Annotated in this window: 20 protein-coding genes; 11 read left to right on the top strand and 9 right to left on the bottom strand. The window is 39.0% G+C overall.

The annotated features are described in order from the left end of the window. Nucleotides 1-91 precede the first annotated feature (91 nt). Together OWEHO_RS03385 and OWEHO_RS03380 are read left to right on the top strand one after the other, a co-directional pair. A complete protein-coding gene (locus OWEHO_RS03385) occupies nucleotides 92-529 on the top strand; it encodes a DUF6265 family protein (protein WP_014201059.1) in 438 nt (145 codons plus the stop codon). A 21-nt stretch (nucleotides 530-550) separates the two neighbouring features. After that, nucleotides 551-2,062, top strand: a complete 1,512-nt coding sequence (locus OWEHO_RS03380) for a PrsW family intramembrane metalloprotease (protein ID WP_014201058.1) — start codon at nucleotides 551-553, stop codon at nucleotides 2,060-2,062. Here OWEHO_RS03380 and OWEHO_RS03375 read toward each other — a convergent pair. Next, nucleotides 2,052-2,498 (bottom strand): GreA/GreB family elongation factor, encoded by a 447-nt coding sequence (locus tag OWEHO_RS03375; protein ID WP_014201057.1) that lies wholly within the window; start codon nucleotides 2,496-2,498, stop codon nucleotides 2,052-2,054. The genes OWEHO_RS03380 and OWEHO_RS03375 overlap by 11 nt on opposite strands. Nucleotides 2,499-2,644: 146 nt before the next feature. Between OWEHO_RS03375 and OWEHO_RS17765 the strand changes: the two genes are divergently transcribed. Next, nucleotides 2,645-3,106: a hypothetical protein gene (locus tag OWEHO_RS17765; protein ID WP_014201056.1), complete on the top strand. Its 462-nt coding sequence runs from the start codon at nucleotides 2,645-2,647 to the stop codon at nucleotides 3,104-3,106. An 84-nt stretch (nucleotides 3,107-3,190) separates the two neighbouring features. On the opposite strand, the gene OWEHO_RS03365 is transcribed toward OWEHO_RS17765, so the two are convergent. From OWEHO_RS03365 to OWEHO_RS03355, 3 genes are all read right to left on the bottom strand, one after another. Then, nucleotides 3,191-4,816: an ABC-F family ATP-binding cassette domain-containing protein gene (locus OWEHO_RS03365; protein WP_014201055.1), complete on the bottom strand. Its 1,626-nt coding sequence runs from the start codon at nucleotides 4,814-4,816 to the stop codon at nucleotides 3,191-3,193. Between the two features lie 78 nt (nucleotides 4,817-4,894). After that, a complete protein-coding gene (locus OWEHO_RS03360) occupies nucleotides 4,895-5,869 on the bottom strand; it encodes a WG repeat-containing protein (protein ID WP_014201054.1) in 975 nt (324 codons plus the stop codon). Between the two features lie 21 nt (nucleotides 5,870-5,890). Beyond that, a complete protein-coding gene (locus OWEHO_RS03355; RefSeq protein WP_014201053.1) occupies nucleotides 5,891-8,620 on the bottom strand; it encodes an outer membrane protein assembly factor BamD in 2,730 nt (909 codons plus the stop codon). 272 nt (nucleotides 8,621-8,892) lie between these two features. On the opposite strand from OWEHO_RS03355, the gene OWEHO_RS03350 reads away from it, so the two are divergent. Continuing rightward, nucleotides 8,893-9,414: a hypothetical protein gene (locus OWEHO_RS03350; RefSeq protein ID WP_014201051.1), complete on the top strand. Its 522-nt coding sequence runs from the start codon at nucleotides 8,893-8,895 to the stop codon at nucleotides 9,412-9,414. A 13-nt stretch (nucleotides 9,415-9,427) separates the two neighbouring features. Here OWEHO_RS03350 and OWEHO_RS03345 read toward each other — a convergent pair whose 3' ends face one another. Further along, nucleotides 9,428-10,780: a hypothetical protein gene (locus OWEHO_RS03345; RefSeq protein WP_014201050.1), complete on the bottom strand. Its 1,353-nt coding sequence runs from the start codon at nucleotides 10,778-10,780 to the stop codon at nucleotides 9,428-9,430. Nucleotides 10,781-10,831: 51 nt separating this feature from the next. Here OWEHO_RS03345 and OWEHO_RS03340 point away from each other — a divergent pair, with 51 nt between their 5' ends. From OWEHO_RS03340 to OWEHO_RS03310, 7 genes are read left to right on the top strand one after another with little or no spacing between them, the layout of a single operon-like run. After that, entirely contained in the window at nucleotides 10,832-11,965 is a 1,134-nt protein-coding gene (locus OWEHO_RS03340; RefSeq protein WP_014201049.1) for an NAD(P)/FAD-dependent oxidoreductase, read from the top strand. A 16-nt stretch (nucleotides 11,966-11,981) separates the two neighbouring features. Next, nucleotides 11,982-12,680: a methyltransferase domain-containing protein gene (locus OWEHO_RS03335; RefSeq protein WP_014201048.1), complete on the top strand. Its 699-nt coding sequence runs from the start codon at nucleotides 11,982-11,984 to the stop codon at nucleotides 12,678-12,680. A gap of 34 nt (nucleotides 12,681-12,714) precedes the next feature. Continuing rightward, a complete protein-coding gene (locus tag OWEHO_RS03330) occupies nucleotides 12,715-13,782 on the top strand; it encodes a type III polyketide synthase (RefSeq protein WP_014201047.1) in 1,068 nt (355 codons plus the stop codon). Nucleotides 13,783-13,816: 34 nt separating this feature from the next. Beyond that, on the top strand, nucleotides 13,817-14,632 hold the full coding sequence (locus tag OWEHO_RS03325; protein WP_014201046.1) for an SDR family oxidoreductase: 816 nt from the start codon (nucleotides 13,817-13,819) through the stop codon (nucleotides 14,630-14,632). Next, the gene (locus OWEHO_RS03320; RefSeq protein WP_014201045.1) at nucleotides 14,632-15,117 is read left to right on the top strand and encodes a 3-hydroxyacyl-ACP dehydratase FabZ family protein; all 486 of its coding nucleotides are present in this window, start codon (nucleotides 14,632-14,634) and stop codon (nucleotides 15,115-15,117) included. Before OWEHO_RS03325 ends, OWEHO_RS03320 begins: the two co-directional genes overlap by 1 nt. 9 nt (nucleotides 15,118-15,126) lie before the next feature. Continuing rightward, nucleotides 15,127-16,413 carry a beta-ketoacyl-[acyl-carrier-protein] synthase family protein gene (locus OWEHO_RS03315; RefSeq protein WP_014201044.1) on the top strand — a complete coding sequence of 429 codons (1,287 nt, stop codon included), beginning with the start codon at nucleotides 15,127-15,129 and terminating at the stop codon, nucleotides 16,411-16,413. Then, entirely contained in the window at nucleotides 16,410-16,667 is a 258-nt protein-coding gene (locus OWEHO_RS03310) for an acyl carrier protein (RefSeq protein ID WP_014201043.1), read from the top strand. Before OWEHO_RS03315 ends, OWEHO_RS03310 begins: the two co-directional genes overlap by 4 nt. On the opposite strand, the gene OWEHO_RS03305 is transcribed toward OWEHO_RS03310, so the two are convergent. The 4 genes from OWEHO_RS03305 to OWEHO_RS03290 form a co-directional block, all read right to left on the bottom strand. Beyond that, nucleotides 16,664-17,491, bottom strand: coding sequence for a CvfB family protein (locus OWEHO_RS03305; protein ID WP_014201042.1), 828 nt, complete (start codon nucleotides 17,489-17,491; stop codon nucleotides 16,664-16,666). The genes OWEHO_RS03310 and OWEHO_RS03305 overlap by 4 nt on opposite strands. A 66-nt stretch (nucleotides 17,492-17,557) precedes the next feature. Continuing rightward, complete coding sequence (locus OWEHO_RS03300) at nucleotides 17,558-17,941, bottom strand: hypothetical protein (RefSeq protein WP_014201041.1); 384 nt, start codon at nucleotides 17,939-17,941, stop codon at nucleotides 17,558-17,560. Nucleotides 17,942-18,016: 75 nt separating this feature from the next. Beyond that, on the bottom strand, nucleotides 18,017-18,400 hold the full coding sequence (locus OWEHO_RS03295; protein ID WP_014201040.1) for a hypothetical protein: 384 nt from the start codon (nucleotides 18,398-18,400) through the stop codon (nucleotides 18,017-18,019). 64 nt (nucleotides 18,401-18,464) lie between these two features. Beyond that, entirely contained in the window at nucleotides 18,465-20,555 is a 2,091-nt protein-coding gene (locus OWEHO_RS03290; protein ID WP_014201039.1) for a c-type cytochrome, read from the bottom strand. Between the last annotated feature and the right edge of the window lie 50 nt (nucleotides 20,556-20,605).

Below are 20,605 nucleotides of genomic sequence, written 5' to 3'. Positions count from 1 at the left end.
GCTTCACTGAAGTTTGCCCGTTTTTTTATGCCTAAACTTTTGCGAGAAAAGGAAAACTATATCTTTAGCCGAATCATTAAAACCCCTTACTATGCTTTATCTATCTCTATTGCTTTCATTCTATATTACCGCGCAGCCACAACCTGATAATTCAAATTTTGACTGGCTAGTAGGAACTTGGGCAGAAATAAATAATACCGAAACGGAGCAAACATTTGAAGTGTGGGAAAAGTTAGGCAAGGATACTTATCAAGGTATGGGATATAGCCTAAAAGATGGTGACACCACTTTTGTGGAGGAGCTTTCAATAGCCAATATATATGGAGTAATGCATTATACTGCAGATGTTCCTGGTAATGAAGAGCCGGTTAGTTTTGAAATAGTTAAATCCACAAAAAGTGGTTTTATATGTGGAAATCCACAAAACGACTTTCCTAAGAAGATAGAATATCAGTATGATGGTGATGTTTTAACGGCTACAATTTCTGGTGGTGGCAAATCCAAGACTTTCAATTTTGTGAAGCAATAATCACAAAACCAATCTCGATATATGCTTATACTGGCAATCTGCGCACTTCTCTTATTCGGATATCTTGGATTACAGGATTATTCTGATGCCAAATCAACGGGAAATGTAAAAGCCCTAAGACTTCAAAAGCGCGGAATATTTATTAGTATCGGAGTTATAGTTTCTTCACTGCTTCTCGTTTTGTTGATACTTCCACATATTCTTGGTGCTGAGTTTGCGTTGTCTTCAGACCGAAAAACAGTACTAGGAATCGCCATCGGCTTTTCGCTGCTCATATCCTTCATCTGGTACACATATCTTTCGTGGCTTGACATCTACGAGAAGGAAAAAGTGGGAACACTTATTTTAACCTTCATTTTAGCGGCAGCTAGCTCATTTTTAGTGTTTCCAATTGGTGATTTGGTGCATCCCCATACTTATAGCTTGGATGGTACTTTTTGGAACGACCTGCAGTATTGTATTGTAAATATTGGGATGATAGAGGAATTTGTGAAAATTCTACCGTTCCTTATTATTCTAAAGCTTACCAAAGCAATTAATGAATCATACGATTACATTCTTCACGGTGGCATTTGTGCCTTAGGATTTGCTGCGGTTGAGAATTCGCTTTATCTGAGAAATACTGACCTTTTTGTGCTAAACGGAAGAGCTATGATTAGCACTGTGAGCCACATGTTTGATACCGGAATAATTTGCTACAGCATGGCCATGGCACGTTATAAAAAGAAAAACGTTTTAGTAGCGATGCTCTACGGCTATTTGCTGGCTAGTGTTGCTCATGGCTTTTATGATTTTTGGCTAATCAGCGAAGGCTACCAATACCCTATGGTTACTATTGCGTTTTTTCTAGCCAGCATTCACATCTTTACTATCATGAAAAATAATCTTATCAATATTTCAGAATATTTTGATGATACTAAAAGGGTAGAGGCCGATAGAAATAAGTTCAGACTTTTTAATCTGCTTCTCTTTATAATGTTTGGCGGCTATGTGGCGATATATCTGATAAATGGCAGTGGGGCAGCTAATGCTTTTATCAAGGATGGCCTACTTTACAACAGTTATATCCTGGTGTACTTGGCCGTAAGTTTTGGAAGTATAAATGTGGTGAATGGTTATGTAGCTCCAATAAAGCTGGGTACACGGTTTTTCCTGCCTTTAATCAATCGCCACCCAAATTATTTAGGACTTCCTTTTGTATTGAAGCCAACAACTAGAGAGCCTTTGGACGAAGTGAAACTGTTGGTAGATTTACTTCCCTTAAAAGGACATTTTAGCAAAAGGTTGGTGGTAAACCAAAATTTCAACTGGTATTATTTTACACCTGCGCAGTATGATGAATCGCTTCGTGAATTAGGTGTTCAAATCATAATTTGCCCCGCCAAGTTTGATAGAAACCTAAAAGATCAGAAAGATCATATTGTGCATGTTGGATTTATAAAAAATGAAGAAGACATAAACGAGGTAGAATTAGATTTAAATCAAGTAAAAGGATTGCCAAGCATGTTGATGCAATACCAGCCTACGCAATAGAGTGAATGGTTTGCTTAGTTGAGTTAAATTCAAAAGTGTCATTCACAGATTTGCCAAGCATAGCTTGCGCCACAGGAGAAGTAGGAGCAATAGCAAAAATCAAGCTTCCCTCATGCTTAATTTGCCCTAAGCCTGTGGAAATAAAATAGGCTCCTTTATCAGTTTCTACCAAAGCTCCCATTTGCACAGTATTACATTGCTTTTTAGGATTTATCCTAATGAGCATATCGCGCTGCTTTTGTAATTGAACTAATTGAGAACTTAACTTTTCCTGCTCCAGTTGAATCATAGCTCTGCCCGTTTCATGCTTATCACCAGCCGTGCTTTTGCTTTCGCTTAAAAGATCTTCACGTTTTTCAGCAAATGCTTCTTTCAGTATTGAGATCTTGTTTTCAAGAATACTATTGAGGTTTTCAAAAAGCTCTTTTTTGTTCATGTACCGGTTTTTAAGCTAGCAAAGAACTGATATTAGAATGAATCGGAGTGAATCCAAAATATGAATACCTGAATTTGAGTGCTGTTGTAAAAACAAATACCGTTTCTGAGGGTTCAATATTTAGAATCAACAAATAAGAATATAGAATGAGTGCAGATAAATTGAAATTGAAACATGCTGTTTTCGAAGCTCTTTTGAGCCAGAAAAAGGCCGAGTTTGAGAAAATAAGTAAGTATCAACAAGATCAGTTAGAAAGTATAAATGAGGCTGATCTTGATAAAAGTGAAATGATAGAAAGCCAGACAGAAAACATGATGCGTGAAATGCGTACAGAAAGTCAGTCGCTTGATCATCTAAAGGAAGAGGTTAACTTTTTGGAAGACTATAAATCCTTTAAAAACAGGGAAAAAGTAGGGCCGTCATGCATTGTGAAAACTAGTATCGGCAATTTTGTGGTGGCTGTACCTGAACATGAATTTACTGTAGAGGGTGAAAAATTTACAGGCATTTCAACTAAGAGCCCCATTTACGAAGCGCTGGAGGGAAAAACCGAGGGAGACAGCATATCCTTCAATGGACAAGAGGTTAAAATATCTCAGGTGGTCTAAAATAATTTTGGCTTAGCCAAAACGATAAAGGCCCAAAACTGATGACTAATCAGCTTTGGGCCTTTCCTTATTATAGAAAGAGTATTAAACCAAGTTTCCGCTTAGAGCTTCTCTTTGTTCCTGAATTTTAGCATCACTGATGTAATCATCATAATCCATCAACTTATCCAAAGTTCCATTTACTCCAAATTCAATAACACGGTTGGCTACAGTTTGTGTAAAAGTGTGGTCATGAGATGTAAATAGAATGGTTCCTTTAAAGTCTTTCAAAGCGTTGTTCAAAGCTTGAATGGATTCCAAATCCAAGTGGTTGGTTGGCTCATCAAGCATCAATACGTTTCCTTCTTTTAGCATCATGCGAGAAAGCATACAACGTACTTTTTCACCTCCAGAAAGTACTCTGGCAGATTTGAATGATTCTTCTCCAGTGAAAAGCATCTTACCCAAAAATCCACGAACATAAACTTCGTCCTTGTTTTCAGAATATTGACGTAACCAATCGATTAGGTTGTCATCGGTATCAAAAAACGGGGCGTTGTTATTGGGCAAATAAGAAGTGGTAATGGTTTGTCCGTAAGTAAAACTTCCGCTATCCGGCTGAAGGTTTCCATTCAAAATTTCGAATAGGGTAGTGATGGCCAAACTGTTATCACTAAGGAAAGTGATTTTATCGCCACGGTTTACCTTAAAGTTCAAATCTTTGAAAAGCACAGAGCCATCTTCAGCGTGTGCGCTAAGGTTTTCAACTTCCAGAATTTGGTCACCAGCATCGCGTTGCTGATTGTATATAATAGCAGGATATCTACGGCTACTGGCCTGAATTTCGTCAATGTTGATTTTTTCCAAAAGCTTTTTACGGCTGGTTGCTTGCTTACTTTTAGAGGCATTCGCGCTAAAGCGGGAAATAAATTCCTGAAGTTCTTTACGCTTATCTTCAGCTTTCTTGTTGGCGGCTGAGCGCTGGCGCAAAGCTAGCTGGCTACTTTCATACCAAAAGGTATAGTTACCCGTGTAGGTGCGTATTTTTTGGAAATCTATATCGGCAATGTTGGTACACACAGTGTCCAAAAAGTGACGGTCATGCGATACTACGATTACTGTATTTCTAAAGTTCATTAGGAAATCTTCCAACCAACTAATGGTTTTCAAATCCAGGTCGTTGGTAGGCTCATCCAGAATAAGTACATCAGGATTACCAAAAAGGGCCTGCGCCAAAAGCACACGTACCTTCATGCTACCTTCCATGTCTACCATCATTTTGTAGTGGTCAGCTTCGGTAATTCCAAGGCCGCTAAGTAGGGAAGCAGCATCACTTTCAGCATTCCAGCCGTCCATCTCAGCAAACTTTTCTTCAAGCTCAGAAGCTTTGATACCATCTTCTTCGCTAAAGTCTGGCTTAGCGTAAATGGCATCTTTTTCCTGCATCAGGTTCCAAAGGTCTTTGTGCCCCATAATTACTGTGTTTAGCACAGTTTGGTCATCAAAAGCATCGTGGTTTTGACTTAGTACGGCCATCCTTTTTCCTGGCTCCAATACTACATTACCGGTGGTAGGGCTCACCTCACCACTAAGTATTTTTAGAAAAGTAGATTTTCCGGCACCGTTGGCACCAATTAATCCATAGCATCTTTCACCATGAAACTTGATGTTAACTTCGTCAAAAAGAACGCGTTTGCCGAATTGAAGGGATACATTGTTTGCTGAAATCATAGCCTAAATTTTGAGGCTGCAAAAGTACGGGTATTCTTTGGAATAGAGTAGTAGAGGTATTGATGTTTTAAACATCAATCAATAATCCTGTGTGTATAAGGGAAAGGGTAATTCCTCAGGTGTATCAAAGCTAAATTCAGATTTTTCTTCTCCTGTTTTCCAATCAACCCAGCCCCATTTTCCATTTTTCTTTACAGCCAACGCGGGTTTACCTTCTGCATCATAACGCTTGTAATCCTCATATATACATTCTACCGTTTGTTTGGCCTCATCATCAAAAGTCCATTTAGAAAGGTATACACCAAGCTTTCCGTTTTGATAGACAATGGTGTAGGGATTGTTAACAGGAGTAAACCTGAGGCTATCATAGGTCATGGGAATCAACTCGTCAATGGCCTCGCTGCTTAAACTTTGAAATAGACCCCACTTTTGTGTTTCGCGAGAACGGGCTTTAAAAACACCATCACCATTGTTTTTGTCAAATACCACGATGTCTGCATTCAGAGTTTGTTTGGCGTTTTTATAAGTATCTAGATTCCAATCGTCAATTTTGAAAAGTGGGACATCTTCAGCAGAATCAAATGAAGGGTCAAGGACATATATTCCATCAAACCAGTCTAGCAGACCCCATTTAGAATCCACTTTTACCTTAAGGTAATATTCATAATCCTTTTCAACTACTTTAATATCATCGTAGTCACATTTCACTTTGGTGGCCGCATCGTAAATCTCTTGTGGATTGAGAAGGATGCCATACTTTTTTTTCCGCTTTACTATGGCAAAAGGTTTATCCTCAAACCAACCAATGGAATCAAATCGGGGAGGAACGATTTCTTTATACTGCAGATTTTCTTCATACATGTACCTATCTACTTCGTACATACCCCACTTTTTGGTGCTTTTCATTTTTACCAAAGCTACCTCGGTACCGTAAAATTCACCCCAAATGATTTCTTTGGCTTGCATTTTCCTGAGGATTTCTTTGTCAGTTAACTCTTGGGCATGGGTGAAGTTGGCTATTAGGCAAATAGCGATTATAAGATGCTTGGTCATAGCTAGAGGTAATTAGCGGTGCTAGTACTTGAAAATAGATGTTGCAATACCAAATTGTACAAACGTCATTTTGGAAGAGGTAGTTACTCCACCTTTGAGAAACAAACCTTTGGTAATCCGGAAGTAAGCACCAGCTTCAAAATATACTACAGCGCCCGATTCAACTTTGTTATGAACCTCTTGTGTTTGCACTTCTGCTGTGGGTAAATCCGATGGATTATTGGCTTCCTTAAAGGTATAGCTATCCACTTGACCATAGGCTCCCACACCTACACCTGCTGATAGCCATAGTGGTTTGGCAATTTTGTAGGTTGCACCTAATGATAACCCTAACCAGATTGCACTGCGAATACTTTCTGTTTTGTCCAAAATGATGAAGCTGTTTTCAGGGCCACCAGCATCTTTTTTGAGAACATTATCCTCATCTAAGATATAAATGGGTATTTCACTAAACGCGTAAGGAACGTTTAAACTGCCAGTCCAATAAAAACCGACTCCTTTGGTTTTTAAGCCAATAGTTCCAAATCCAAAACCTCCGTTACTGTCAAACTCAAAGTGCAGAGCCACATGAGAGTTGAGAGTATTAATTTGTGATTTTAGGTTTCTCAGTTCCTTAGGCCGTTCATTTTCAACAGCCTCTTTTAATTCGTAAGCTGCCTTATAACTGCTCTTCGCTTTAAAAGTCTCCTTACTGGCATATTCAGAATTTCCTTGTTCATACAGTTGGTCGAATAATAATAGCTGAACTTCCTTTGCATATTTGCTTTCTGGATAGTTCTGAAGAAATTCCTTAGCTCTATCAATAGATTTATATTCTACAACTAGATTGTAACTACGGGTCTCTTCGATCTTTGAAATTCTAGATCTGGCATCATTCAGGTATTTTCCAAGAGGAAAGTTAGAAATGTAGTATTCGTATGATTCTTTGGTGTTTATTTCAGAGGCTTTTGCATAAGCTTTTTCATCAAAATCAGTCATGAGGTTTGTAATACGCTGGCTATGCTCCGTACTGGAGGTTTTTCGCTGTAGCTTGCGCAGAGTAATGTAGTCGTGAGCTTCAGCTGCTGCATCAATAATTTGTGTTTGATATTTAGTGGTGTGTTTGGAGTTTATTGCGATAAGAATTGCTGCATCATTTGCCTGAGCTTTTCGTGCAGCCTCAAATGGTGTCTGGCTCTTTATTTTATAATCTACAGAAAAGTCCATTTCTACAAAGCGTTGTAACGTAGCTTCTGAGTTATTGATAGCAGCAATGATCATGGTTTCACGCACTTGAACTTTCACTTTATATTGTGTTTGATCTTTGATATAGTCATTTAAAAAGAGCTGTACGGCATCAGGATTGTCTTGCTGAATTGCATATGCAATGGCAGGCATACCATATACATCGATTGTTTTGTGAAGACTAGCAGCGGTAGCGATTTTTAAATAGTTCACATCATTATTATCAATCGCCTCCTTTAATAAATAGGAGAGACGTAGCTTAACCCCCATATACTCCTCATACTTTTCAGTTGAATTAAACATGCCTGCATCCATTTCTTTGGCAGTTTCAAAAGCTGTAAAGGCTACAATGGGGTCGTCAATACCAGCATAATGTCCCATTAAGTAGAAGTACTCAGCGGAAGGTTTTTCATCTACAGCGGAGCCTGCAAAACGCACCGCAGCTTCCTTGAAGTAGGTGCTGCCAGTGCTTGTATAAAGTTGGTATTTGCGCTTTGCGGTATTGATATACTGCACATCCAGTGGGATAAGGTTGTTTTCAAGAGAAAATGTTTCCTGTGGTTTTGCGCAGTTGTTTTGTGTCCACAACGTATTACTGTAGCTGAAATTATTCTTCATATAATCAGCAAAACACTGATGGTGGGCTACATAGGCGAGGTTGTAGTTTTCTTCATTTTTTGAAAAAGTAAAAGCAGCATTTCTGTAGTAGGCATTAATACTTTGATCATTTAACTCTACTGCCTTCCAGTAAAACTGAGACATCTTTTCTTTATGCTGCTGAATAAGTTTTTGCTTTTGATACTCAGCTTCGCGTTGAGCTTCCTTTTGAGCTTCTCGTTGATCGAGATATGCAGCAGCACTCAGTAGTGCCCCATCAGTATTTCCGGAATTTAAATCGTTAAGTGCACTTACTGCTGTATTACCAATTTGATTTAAGTTATCTATCTTGTTTTGTGCTTGCAATTCTGAGATCTGAGACATGTTGTGGTTGAAATTATTCAGGAGCTCTTGTGGGTTGGAGGCAGTGCCTAATTCTCCAAAGCGTTTAACCTCATTGGCAAAAGCATGAGCCATAGCCTCACCTTGACGCTTTAGTGACATGGCATTGTTAAAGTTATTCATCAACTGCATCATATCTTGTTGTAGAGAAGGGCTTTGAGAATTAGAATTGGTGCTATTGTTAGTGCTGCTACTTTTTGACATCCCTTTGCACTTTGCTTTCGTCATGGTGGGTAACTTTCCTGCCAAGCTTGAATATTGGGAGTTTACAATTTGAACACATCCATTTATTGTGGCTACAAGCCTCTCCATGTCAGCGTCAGATAGCTCGCTCTCGCACCAACACATTTGTTCGTAATAATTGGCATATTGAAAATAGCCTTGAGAACCGTTGCTACTTTCTTTGGTTCCGGCATTATTAGCCTTGTTTCTGAATTCTTGAACTTTTGAGTCGTATCGGCATTGAGCTTGGATATGGGAGTTAAATAAACCGAAAATGATTAGTGTAAATAGTAATGCTTGTTTCATGATGTAAAGGTTTCTCAGGTCACGATTGCAAAATCCCCAAACTTTCTTTAACCCATCTGCATTTGGAAAAATGACGGTATAATTAAATTAAGTGTAACTACAAGAAAAGTAGCTTCAGCTATAGAAGGGCTAAGGTTTGAGTAGAGATTCGCGTTGTTAAGTAATTGTTTAGTTAGGCAATATATAATTTTTTCAAAAAAATCTTTTAAACAACATCTTATGATGCCTAACCTGTAAATAAAGTTCATTTAAAATTTTTCTACATTAATCCTATGAATGAAACCGCCCTGAGACCACGCTATAAATTTTCATCTCAACTTAGCATTGATGAAGTCAGAGAGAGGCTAAAAACTGCTTTAAAGGATGATCATCTCAATATTTTCAGCCTACAATATCGCTCAGTAAGTCATCATCTTATCATTTCATTTCCTGCAATACACCGTCATTTTTGGAGCCCAACTTTAGATGTAAATCTTGAAAAAGGAGCTGAGGAAAAAACAACAATACGCTTACTCATAGGGCCCGAAGCTTCCATCTGGACTATGTTTATGTTTATTTATACCGTTGCCGGTTTAGCTGTACTTGCAGGAATTGTTTTGGGATATTCTCAGTTTAGTTTGGGAAAGGGTACTTTCTTTTTATGGTTGATCCCAATTGGTGCGGTAGTGTTTCTAGTATTTTACTTTGCCGCTATTGCCGGAAAAAGAAAAGCTCAGGAGCAAATGAAACAGTTGATGGTTTTTTTTAAGAATGCCGTGGGAGAGGATGAATTGGAGCAGATAGTTCCTGAATAGATTTCGTCATCATTTATTCAACCAAAATTTCATCTGCTTCTCCAGATTGTATAGTATGAATTATACCCGCTCTTTCGCTTCCCTGCACATTGTCAATTCTATACTTATCAGTTCTCCGCTTAGTGCAGCGAAACACTTGAGGTTTAAAAAGAATAGGAGTGACCGTTTTACAAGTATTTTCATTAATACCAATAATGCAGCATTCAATAGGCTCACATTTGTAATCGGATTCAACCACCACAAATTGATTTTTTCCAAGCTTAAATGGAACGCTGCTATTGATGGTAACTAATAAAGTGTCAGAATCATCCAAAAAACTGCTGCCGTAAAAGTAGGTGAGACTCGCCATTTTCTCTGTGTCCAAATAACTAATCGGAACTACAGTTCCTCTTTCAAAATCTAAATAATATGCATCGTGGCCTTTGGGGAAAGTAGCAGCCAGCGCATAAATACCTACGCCTATTAAACCTCCAACTATACCACTTACCACCATGCCTCCACTATAGCTTTCTGATTGGGTATAGCCAGGGTAAAAGTCAAGCCAAAAATATCCCGCACTATCCGTTAATTGAAAATATTTTCGACCAACTTGTAGGTAAATATCATTGCCATCTGAAAAAGCGTAGACATCTTTCCAAGAAGCACTTTTTTGGTTCAATTTCAATTTACCTTCCGCAGGTTCATTATCCTTTGTTTTAGTTGGCTCAAAGCTGAATTGGGTTACCGTATCCATAATTCCATCCCTAAGGTCGTATACGTTGTAATAAAGCCCACGTTTGCCAGTGGCATTTATCTTTTTAGGTGGTGTGAGATCCTTTTTGCGAATTACTTCACTTTGAGGAATTTCTTTGTCTCTTAGCTCTCCTTCTTTCTTAAGGTTTTGATACTCTGCAAATGCACCATCCAAAAGCTCTCCAATGGTAGATACCACATATCTGTTTCCATAGTTTGCTCTAAACTTTAAGGTTTGAGCAGAGGTAAAACGTTCCATGTATTTATTATCCATTCTGGAAATAAAACTAACGTTCAAGTCAATATTGTAAAACCGACTATCATCTTGTAGAGTTTGGTAAACAAACAATTTATTTATGCGTAAAATGAGTTTTTCCTCCCCTTTACTTTTACCAAAGGCTCTTTTTATAGCTATGCTGACAGGTTCAGAGGGAAATACGGTAGAGTAATATTTGGTTTTTTTATTGGCGATATAACCTAGTATTTCCTTGTTTTCTCTGGCGTAAATCACACTATCAATACTAAAGGTGAGAGGCGCGGATATTTCCAATTTACTGAGGTTAGCCGTAAACCCTTGGCCAAACATATTAAGGCTTATGAGCAGAGAGAGAAGTAGAAGTTGAGAATTGCGCATTAAAAACATTTAGCCAACAAAAATATTATTTCTTTATAGCTGTGAAATGTAATACTGTTAAACATTCAAACTAGTCCGGATATATTAATCATTGGTGGTGGCCTTGCTGGCCTTACAAACGCTATTGATTTGCGATTGCGAGGCTATGAAGTGATGTTAATTGAGAAGAAAGAATACCCATTTCATAAAGTTTGTGGAGAGTATGTTTCTAATGAAGTAAAACCTTACCTACAAAGGCTTGGTGCATTTCCAGAGACTTTACAACCTAAGAGTATCAATCGCTTTGAGATTTCCTCACTTTCCGGTAAAATAGCCTCCTGTAGCATGAAAATGGGCGGTTTTGGTATAAGCCGATATGCATTTGATAATTTTCTTTTTGAAAGAGCCAGTGAGTTGGGTGTTAGGTTTATGCTAAACACCACTGTAAATGATGTTTCTTTTGAGAATGATGAGTTTACCGTGACCCTTATGAATGGTGAAACTTTCATTGCACGAGTAGTTATTGGAGCTTTTGGCAAACGTTCTGTTTTGGATAAAAAACTGGGACGGGAATTCTTTAATCAGAAAACAGATTATGTAGGCGTGAAGCATCATTTTAAAGTTGATTTCCCTGAAGACCTCGTGGCACTTCACAATTTTGTAGGTGGCTACTGTGGGCTTTCCCGTGTAGAAAACAACCATGTAAACCTTTGTTACCTAACTACCACAAAGGTTTTTAAGCAATACGGCAGTATACAGGATATTGAAGAAAAGCATCTTTCTCAAAACCCACACCTTAAAAGGTTTTTAGAAAATGCAGAGTCCGTATTTGAACCACTAGTGATAAGTCAGGTCAACTTTATGGCCAAGAAAAGTGTTGAGAACCATGTGTTGATGAGCGGTGATGCCGCAGGCTTAATCCATCCGCTATGCGGAAATGGGATGGCCATTGCTATTCATTCGGCAAAAATTTGCTCAGGTGTGGTTGATGCATTCTTGCAACAGCGTATTTCCCGCAAGGAAATGGAAAATAGATATGAGCAGGAGTGGGGTCAAGCTTTTGATTTTAGGTTAAACTTTGGAAAAGCTGTTCAAGGGATGTTTGGTAAGCCCGTTCTTTCTAATTTAGGAGTAAACGTGCTAAGCAAGTTTCCTGGGCTTTTGAATAAGGCTGTCCAGCTTTCGCATGGTAAAGAAGTGCTTTAATACTAATTCAAGTAAAATGAATTTAGCTTACAGAAGTAACGAGAAGGAAATTTTAGATGATTTTGATTTACAAGGAAATGAACTTTCTGAAAACCTTCGTGAGCTAAAATCTGTAAATACTTACTTAGGTGGTTATTCCGTAGTAATGAATGGTTTAAAAGCCATTTTTAAGCAAAAGCCTGAACAGCAAAATTGGCATGTTGTAGATGTAGGTTGCGGTGGAGGTGATACTTTACGTGAAGCTTATCATGTATTTAAAAATCAAAGTTTTAAAATAAAACTAACAGGTGTTGATGCTAATTCACACGCCATCGCTTTTTCAAGGCAAGAATCATTGGTTACACCAGACATTGAATACAAGATTCAAAATATTTTTTCCAAGGAATTTGAAGAAAGTAAGGCTGACATTTATCTGTTCAATTTGTTTTTGCACCATTTTGAGGATGATGAAATTTTGAGGATTATCAAAAACTGTAATGCGCAGGGTGCTGTTATTTTAATCAATGATTTGCAGCGGTCTAGCTTAGCGTATCACTTATTTAGGCTGACCTCTAAACTTTTGCGCTTCTCAAGGATTAGTAGGCATGACGGGCTTTTATCCATTAAAAAAGCCTTTACCAGAGCAGATTGGAAAAGGATCATGGAAAGAGCTGAAATAAAAACCTACACTATAGAATGGTGTTGGGCCTTTCGCTACCGTGTTATCGTATATTGAAGTTTAAACATAAAAAGACAAAACTCAAATCCCATTGAATACTAACCCCACTACTAAAATATTAGCAACAGCCAAGGCTTTGCCGCCACACACTAAAACAACTGAAGAAATTTTACCGGTAGTAGAAGCGTGGTTAGCAGAGCAACCCAAGAGGTTTCGGGATAAAGTTTTGCGCATTTTTAAGTACGCTCAGGTAGATCGAAGGTACAGCATCATGGATTTGGAAGATGTGTTTACCAAAACTTCATTTGAGGAAAAGAATAAGCATTATGCAATAGAAATGACCAAGCTGGCGGAGCTTGCACTCCAAAAAGCTTTGGATAAAGCAGAGCTACAACCCACCGATATTGATTTCATTATCACTACAAGCTGCACGGGTATTATGATTCCTTCGGTAGATGCATTCCTTATTAATAGCCTTAAAATGAAACAAGATGTGGTACGCATGCCAATTACCGAAATGGGCTGTGCTGCCGGTGTTTCAGCGCTTATTTATGCACATGATTTATTGAAGTCGAATCCTGGGAAACGGGCGGCAATTGTGGCTTTAGAGTCGCCAACATCTACCTTTCAGCTGGATGATTTCTCCATGACGAATATGGTGAGTGCCGCAATTTTTGGAGATGGAGTGGCGGCAACAATTCTGGGCCCTAGTGATGATAAAGTGCTGCCGGTGATAAAAGATACGGGCATGTATCATTTTTTTGATGAGCTACACATGATGGGCTTCAACCTTACCAATGGCGGATTACAAATGGTTCTAGACCCTTCGGTGCCAGAGAAAATACAAGAGCATTTTGATGATATTTTGCTTCCGTTTTTAGAGAGAAACCAGCTTGAAATAAAGGATTTGGAGCATTTTATATTTCACCCAGGCGGAAAGAAAATTGTAAAAATGGTGGAAGACTTGCTGCATGATATGGGTAAGAATATTAACATTACAAAAGAAGTCCTTCGCATTTATGGGAACATGAGTAGCGCAACAGTGCTCTATGTTTTGGAAGAGTATCTCAATAAAGAAATACCTGCTGGTGAGAAGGGATTGATGTTGAGTTTCGGCCCTGGGTTTTCGGCTCAGAGAGTTTTGTTGGAATGGGAGTAGCAGGTAAAAAGTTTAAGGTTAAAAGTTAAAAGTTGTGAGAAATTGGGTTTTAATATTAGGCGGAAGCTCCGGTATTGGTTTGGCTACAGCTAAAAAGATGGCTGCCGAAGGTGTCAATCTATGCATCGTGTATAGAGCGCGAAAGGCGGATGAAGCTATAGCCGAAAAGGAATTTCAAGCTATAAAAGAACTTGGTGTAGAATGTCTGACTTTTAACAAGGATGCCTTGAAAGTGGGGGTTGTGACCGAAATAGTAAGCGAACTAAAGGAAAGAGGCGTTTCTATAAAGCTGCTTTTACACTCCATTGCAAAAGGAAACTTAAAACTGATGGCGCCCATTCTTAACTCTGATATGTTGCCAGCGGGTTTGCAAGGTGCATTTCGTGGAGAATCAAACTTTTTGAAAGAAGATGACTTTTTACTTACAGCACAGGCAATGGCGGTGAGTTATTACAATTGGGCCAAGGCACTGCTGGACAATGGCTGTTTTGATGCACAAGCATCTTGTGTGGCGCTTACAAGCGAAGGTGGTAGAAAAGCCTGGAGAAACTATGCGGCTGTATCTTCCGCTAAGGCCATGCTCGAAGCTATTTCACGAAACATGGCTCTGGAGCTAGCACCTTATGGTATCCGTTCTAATATTTTACAACCTGGAATAACCGATACCCCTTCGCTGAGAATGATTCCAGGGAGTAGTTATTTGGTAAATCAAGCTATTCAACGAAGCCCTTTTGGGAGGCTTACTTTACCCGAAGATGTGGCCAACGTGGTCTACATGCTTTCGCTAAAGGAAGCACAATGGATTAATGGTGCAATAATACCAGTAGATGGTGGTGAATCAATTAGTTAATGAGTTTACTTAAAACTATAGTTCAACAACTTCCTTACGCGCATCCTTTTCTTTTTGTGGATGAATTGACTCATGTTGATGAGCAAGGCTGCGAAGGTTTTTATACTTTCAAAAAAGACGAATATTTCTATCAAGGTCACTTTGAAAACCATCCGGTAACACCCGGTGTTATTCTTACGGAATGCATGGCTCAAATTGGACTTGTGTGTTTAGGTGTTTTCCTCATTGGGCAAAATGTCAGCCAGAGTGGTCCGGCATCAAGCCGAACTGTATTGAAGGCTGAAAACGAAGGACAAACCGCATTTGTATTCTCAGAATCCAAGGTCTTGTTTGAAAAAGCAGTATACCCTGGAGAAAAAGTAAAAGTAATTTCCACCAAAAAGTACTGGCGATTGGGCAAACTAAAATGCCGGGTAGAAATGTACAATGAAGCAGGTGAGCGGGTTTGTAGCGGAGAACTGAGTGGAATAATCACAAAAAGTTAAACCAAGAATTTGGAAAAGCATAAAAATAGAGTAGTAATAACAGGCCTTGGCGTGGTAGCGCCAAATGGTGTTGGCATTCCTGATTTTGAGAAAGCTATAAAGGCTGGCCAGTCTGGGATTGAGTTTATTTCCGAACTGGAGGAACTCAACTTTAGATGCCAGGTTGGAGGGGTACCAAAGATTACAGACGAATTACTATCTGCCAGCTTTACGGAACTTGAGCTAAAGCGCCTTTCGGCTAAAGGTGTGATTTATGGAATATTAGCTGGATTGGAAGCTTGGAAAGACGCTGACCTAACTTTTGCGGAAAGCGATGCCGAGCCCAAATGGGAATATGGAACAGTTTTCGGATCCGGGATAAGCGGCATCAATACCTTGCGTGATGCCATTTACAGAACCGATGACTTGAAGGTGCGCAAACTTGGAACTACCATGGTGGAACAAACTATGCCCAGCGCTATTAGTGCTTTCCTTGCCGGGAAGTTGGGTTTGGGAAACCAGGTAACTACCAATGCTTCGGCATGCAGCACTGGCACAGAGTCCATTTTAATGGCCTATGAGCGCATAAGAGACGGCAAAGCTCAGATTATGTTAGCAGGGAGTTGCGATGCCGACAGCCCACACGTGTGGGGAGGCTTTGATGCGATGCGTGTTCTGAATTATAAAAGCAATGAAAATCCAAAAGCAGCTTCACGACCAATGGCTGCCGATGCCTCGGGATTTGTGCCAGGCAGTGGAGCAGGAGCACTGGTTCTGGAGTCACTCGATTCAGCGAAAGCGAGAGGTGCAAAAATATATGGTGAAATAGCCGGAGGCTTTGTAAACTCAGGCGGGCAAAGGGGAGGAGGCACTATGACGGCACCAAACTCTATGGGCATACAAAAGTGCATTGAAGGTGCTTTGAGGGATTCTAAAATTGAACCTCATGAAATTGACCTTATCTCTGGCCACCTTACTTCTACAATGGGTGATGTTCCTGAAATAGAAAATTGGAGCACAGCTTTGAGGCTTTCCGGAAAGAAATTTCCAAGAGTGAATTCCTTAAAATCAATGACTGGCCATTGCCTGAGTGCAGCAGGAAGCATAGAATCTGTGGCTTGTGTGCTGCAGCTTGCAGGAAATTATGCTCACCCTTCCATCAATTGTGAGGAGGTTCACCCAAAAATCCTTGAATTAATTGATGAATCCTGTATTCCACATGAATTAATACAGCAGGAAAATACTATTATTGCTAAGTCGAGCTTCGGCTTTGGCGATGTGAATTCCTGTATCATTTTTAAAAAATACCGTGCATGACGCGCTCAGAAATAGAGGCTCAACTAAAAACTATAATCAAGCCTTACGTGCAAAACGAGGAGGCCTTTGAAAACCTTTCTCCGGAAACGGATATGCTACAGGATTTACAGATAAACTCTGCTCACTTGGTAGATATTATTCTGGATATGGAAGAGCATTTCGACATTGAAATAGATGACGAAACAGCGGAAAAAATGCTAACCGTGGGAGAAGCCATTACGGCCACTGAAAATCTTTTGGATAAAAAGGATTAAACCAATCTTATTCCATCGTCTTCAATTGTAATCTGCTTTTCGCGATACAAACCACCAATTGCTTTTTTGAAAGTTTTCTTGCTCATTTCAAGTTGAGCAGTGATTTCTTCTGGAGAGCTTTTGTCATTTAGAGGTAAAAAGCCATCTGCACTTTTCAATTTATCCAAAATAACCTGAGTATTGGGCTCTACATTACCGTAGCCTTGCTTCTGCAGACTTACGTCAATCTTATTGTCTTCGCGTATTTGCTTAATGTAGCCTTTTGGCTTATCACCAAGTTTTAGGTTTTTAAATACCTCATTTTCATACACAAGCCCCATGTACTTTTGATTGATAATCACATTGTAACCCAAAGGGGATTGGCTGGCCACCAAAAGATCAACTTCTTGATTTGGCTGCAATTCAACGTTTTCCTTTTCCAGAAAATTTTCAATTCGCGCGGAGGCGGTGATACGATCGGTTAGCGGATCGATGTACAAATACACTGTATACCAGTGATTGGCTTGCATTCGGCCTTCTTGCTCAATAAAGGGAACGAACAAATCTTTTTGCAAACCCCAATCTAAAAAGGCGCCCATGCTTGTGGTTTGTTTTACTTGCAAATAAGCAAATTCTCCAACCTGAGCAGCAGGCTTCATGGTAGTAGCAATGGGGCGTTCTTCAGAATCGAGGTAAATAAATACCTCCACTTCATCACCTTCTTGCACGTCTTTTGGCACCCATTTCATGGGAAGAAGAATCGACTCTCCTTCAGTATCTTCCAAAAAAAGTCCAACGCTAGTGTAGCGGGCAGCAGTGAGTTTATTGTATTTACCTAATTCCATAATGTCTCTTTGAGGCTGCAAAGATGCGAAGTTTTACAGTAGGGATGCGCATGAATAGACCTTAGATTAACTTTCTATAAAACCGTCACGCGCCCAGTTCTTCAGCATTTGAATTTCTTCAGCAGAAAAACCTGGTGTTGCATTTTTATAGGGCATGTGTTTTCTATGGTCTGGCGGCAATTGAACGCGGTCCAGTATTTTTTCGATTTTGCCTTTTACAGTAGTATAAGTGTCCAAAGGTTTCTTCTTTCCATCTTTTTTAGGAAAGTGGCAAGGGGCACAACTGCGCTCCATAATAGGAGCAATGTCTGCTTTATAAGTCACTTTGGTGCTATCGAACGGCTCTTTAGCTTTTGCCGCAAAGGCTGTGTATTGTGAACATGTAACTACAAAGAAGACGACACTACCTAGCACTATAATCTTGCTAATAGAGTGAAAGATGTGATTCATGGCTTTGTAGTTTGTAAAAAATGGAAGCTAAGGATTTCTAAGTTTCTTAAAGCCTACTGCGCTTATATAGTTCAATTAACTTTCTAAAAAACCTCCGTGTGCCCAGTTTTTCAACATTTGTATTTCTTCAGCAGTCAGACTTGGGTTTTCATTCATGTAAGGCATGTGCCTAAAATTATTGGAGGGTAGCTGAACTCGATATAGGATATCATCATGCCTTTCTTTCACAGAGGTATACGTGTCAAAAGGTTGCTTTCTACCATTTTTGGATGGATAGTGACAAGGAGAACAACTACGCTCCATAAGTGGGGCAATATGCTCATTATATGTCACTTTTGGGCCATCATACGGCTTTTCGACTTTGGAAGCAGGAGCTGTTTTTTGTGAACAAGCTGCCACAAAAACTATAATACCTGACAGTACAATTGTCTTTTGGATAGAAGGCAAAATGCGGTTCATTTGTTTGTTGGTTTTTGGAGGGTTGAAGGTAATATTTTATGAAATTTGAAAACGTCTTTTCTGTTTAGAGGTTTACCGAGTTATACTCATCGATATAGTCGTAGATAGCTTCAATTTCAGAATTAGTCAAATCAAACCTAGGCATTACCGAACCGTTATATTCTTCAAAAATTGCTTGGGCTGCAAGATTACCTTCATCTCTTAACTTTTTATTGTTCCGTGTAAACGCTAATAACCACGCTATATCATGTTTAGCAGTAACATCATGCAATGCTGGTCCAATCAATTTTTGGTTGATCTTATGGCAACTACTACAGTTTTCTTCGTATAAAACTTTCCCGTCAGGATTTATCGGACAACAAGGAAAAGCAATATCATGGAGTGTTTCTATGAATTTTTTCTCTTTTACAAGCTTTTGCTGTCGCTGTTTTTCTTTTTCGAAAATCGCCATGTATTCCAAATCCTTACTTATCCGGTTTTCTTTACCAAATTTTTCGAATTCCCTGATTTCATCTTTTATATCATTCATGTTCTTTCCTTCCCATTTCAGATTAAGAAAGATGTCCTTACCAGGAATGAAGGTTTCCCTAGCGAAATAGGTTTTATCACCCAAGTATCCAATGCCTATAAGTTCTCCAAAACCATTGTTAGGCATTAGCATTTCCTTATCATCACCATTGCCTACATAAAATGTTTCACCATCATCGGTATTAAGCCTGTATATGCTTTTAATTGAAGTATAAACAGCATAGCAATACACTCTATCAAATTCAACTTTACTATCAAGCTTCACCTCTAATGGCTGAGCAAACCAAGTTTTAGGTTGAGTTCCTTTATCAATGTTTATCCATCCGGTAGAAGCCCATTCAAAACCATATTTCTGCATGCGGTGTTTTTCACGTTTGAAAAGAAGTTTGCGGTAATCGCCAGCGACTTTTTCAAAGGCCTTACTTTCTCTATCCAATTGCTTTAAGGCTTTTCTTCTAAGTTTCTCTAGTTCCTTTTTGGTTTTTGATAGTTCCTTTCCGTAATATCCTCTCAATAACCTTACATACTTGTTGGCATTTCTAACATTTGTGAGTTTATCGTGGCTATAGTTTTCAAATGTTTTAGCCATCTTATGAGCTCTCAACTTATAGGCAGCCATGCTGTCAAGTTTATAGAGGTCTAGACCAATATTATTGACATAAACCTCCAATATTTCATTTTCACAGGTTTCAAAAATGGATTGAAGTCTGGTTTGAAATTCACGAGTTGCGATCAGGGTACTGTCGTATTTACCAGATTTTAAAACTTTAATCATTGCCGGGTCTATGCCACAGCATTTGGCCTTAGAAGTATCAAATCCAACTTCCTCTTGTTGGGTTTTCGCATTGTAATATTGATAGTAAGATTGCTCAGTATACTTTCCATTTACGACCTTACTTTGTTTGTTATAGTAAGGTTCATTCATTATAATTTCTTCAGCTATTTCAGGTAGATCTCCAAGTTTATAAACAGACAGACTGTAATAAAGGCTATCTGAAAGGTTTTTAGTTAGTGTGTCATGTTTTCTAAATGGTAGTCCTTTAACAATTTCATCTTCAAAACCATTGGGATAAAAATCTAATAGATTAATGTCGACCGTGACTAAATAGTTCTCAATCGGTTGAGGATCTACCCAATTCATGTTACCCTCAGAATCCCTGATTCCCTTGTAGGCCATCATTCCCGGAATCTTTTCTTTCGTTGGTATTTCTATGTAAATGGGATTCTTTGGATTGATCCTAAGATGTTCACCGTTTGATATTGCATCTATATAGATCATGCCATCGGTTTCCAGAGGTTGACCGCTGGATTGGGTTGTGAGATTTGAAAATATCATCTCATCAAGGCTTAGTGCTTCGGCCAATTCTATCTTGATTTCGCCAATAATAGTATTCCCATAGGAATCCATAAAAGCTCCTTTTGGAATGACTATCATAGTCCCGTTTGAACCTTGTAAAACGGTATCCATTTTACCAGTTATCTCAAAACTTTGGCTTGGAACTATGGATTCTTTGAAAGGATCAGAAGCTGCAACCTTTAAGGAGTTCGTTTCTTGGTTTATATCACATTGTGAAAGTGCTAACGATAAAAGTAGAAATAGAGAGAAGTTGAACCAGGCGTTTTTCATTGTATCGAATTAGAGTTGATGCAATTTAATGCAACACATTGATTTGGAAA

It is taken from the genome of Owenweeksia hongkongensis DSM 17368 (genome assembly GCF_000236705.1).
GTDB classification, from domain to species: domain Bacteria; phylum Bacteroidota; class Bacteroidia; order Flavobacteriales; family Schleiferiaceae; genus Owenweeksia; species Owenweeksia hongkongensis.
Note: the sequence above shows the minus strand (reverse complement) of the source record. Positions and strands in the feature narration are given on the sequence as shown.

Excerpts from the sequence above, each read along its gene's own strand:
- OWEHO_RS03365 (WP_014201055.1), bottom strand. The coding sequence starts at position 4,816 with ATGATTTCAGCAAACAATGTATCCCTTCAATTCGGCAAACGCGTTCTT.
- OWEHO_RS03300 (WP_014201041.1), bottom strand. The coding sequence starts at position 17,941 with ATGAATCACATCTTTCACTCTATTAGCAAGATTATAGTGCTAGGTAGT.
- OWEHO_RS03345 (WP_014201050.1), bottom strand. The coding sequence starts at position 10,780 with ATGCGCAATTCTCAACTTCTACTTCTCTCTCTGCTCATAAGCCTTAAT.
- OWEHO_RS03380 (WP_014201058.1), top strand. The coding sequence starts at position 551 with ATGCTTATACTGGCAATCTGCGCACTTCTCTTATTCGGATATCTTGGA.
- OWEHO_RS03335 (WP_014201048.1), top strand. The coding sequence starts at position 11,982 with ATGAATTTAGCTTACAGAAGTAACGAGAAGGAAATTTTAGATGATTTT.
- OWEHO_RS03290 (WP_014201039.1), bottom strand. The coding sequence starts at position 20,555 with ATGAAAAACGCCTGGTTCAACTTCTCTCTATTTCTACTTTTATCGTTA.
- OWEHO_RS03305 (WP_014201042.1), bottom strand. The coding sequence starts at position 17,491 with ATGGAATTAGGTAAATACAATAAACTCACTGCTGCCCGCTACACTAGC.
- OWEHO_RS03295 (WP_014201040.1), bottom strand. The coding sequence starts at position 18,400 with ATGAACCGCATTTTGCCTTCTATCCAAAAGACAATTGTACTGTCAGGT.
- OWEHO_RS17765 (WP_014201056.1), top strand. The coding sequence starts at position 2,645 with ATGAGTGCAGATAAATTGAAATTGAAACATGCTGTTTTCGAAGCTCTT.
- OWEHO_RS03360 (WP_014201054.1), bottom strand. The coding sequence starts at position 5,869 with ATGACCAAGCATCTTATAATCGCTATTTGCCTAATAGCCAACTTCACC.
- OWEHO_RS03310 (WP_014201043.1), top strand. The coding sequence starts at position 16,410 with ATGACGCGCTCAGAAATAGAGGCTCAACTAAAAACTATAATCAAGCCT.
- OWEHO_RS03355 (WP_014201053.1), bottom strand. The coding sequence starts at position 8,620 with ATGAAACAAGCATTACTATTTACACTAATCATTTTCGGTTTATTTAAC.
- OWEHO_RS03320 (WP_014201045.1), top strand. The coding sequence starts at position 14,632 with ATGAGTTTACTTAAAACTATAGTTCAACAACTTCCTTACGCGCATCCT.
- OWEHO_RS03375 (WP_014201057.1), bottom strand. The coding sequence starts at position 2,498 with ATGAACAAAAAAGAGCTTTTTGAAAACCTCAATAGTATTCTTGAAAAC.
- OWEHO_RS03385 (WP_014201059.1), top strand. The coding sequence starts at position 92 with ATGCTTTATCTATCTCTATTGCTTTCATTCTATATTACCGCGCAGCCA.
- OWEHO_RS03350 (WP_014201051.1), top strand. The coding sequence starts at position 8,893 with ATGAATGAAACCGCCCTGAGACCACGCTATAAATTTTCATCTCAACTT.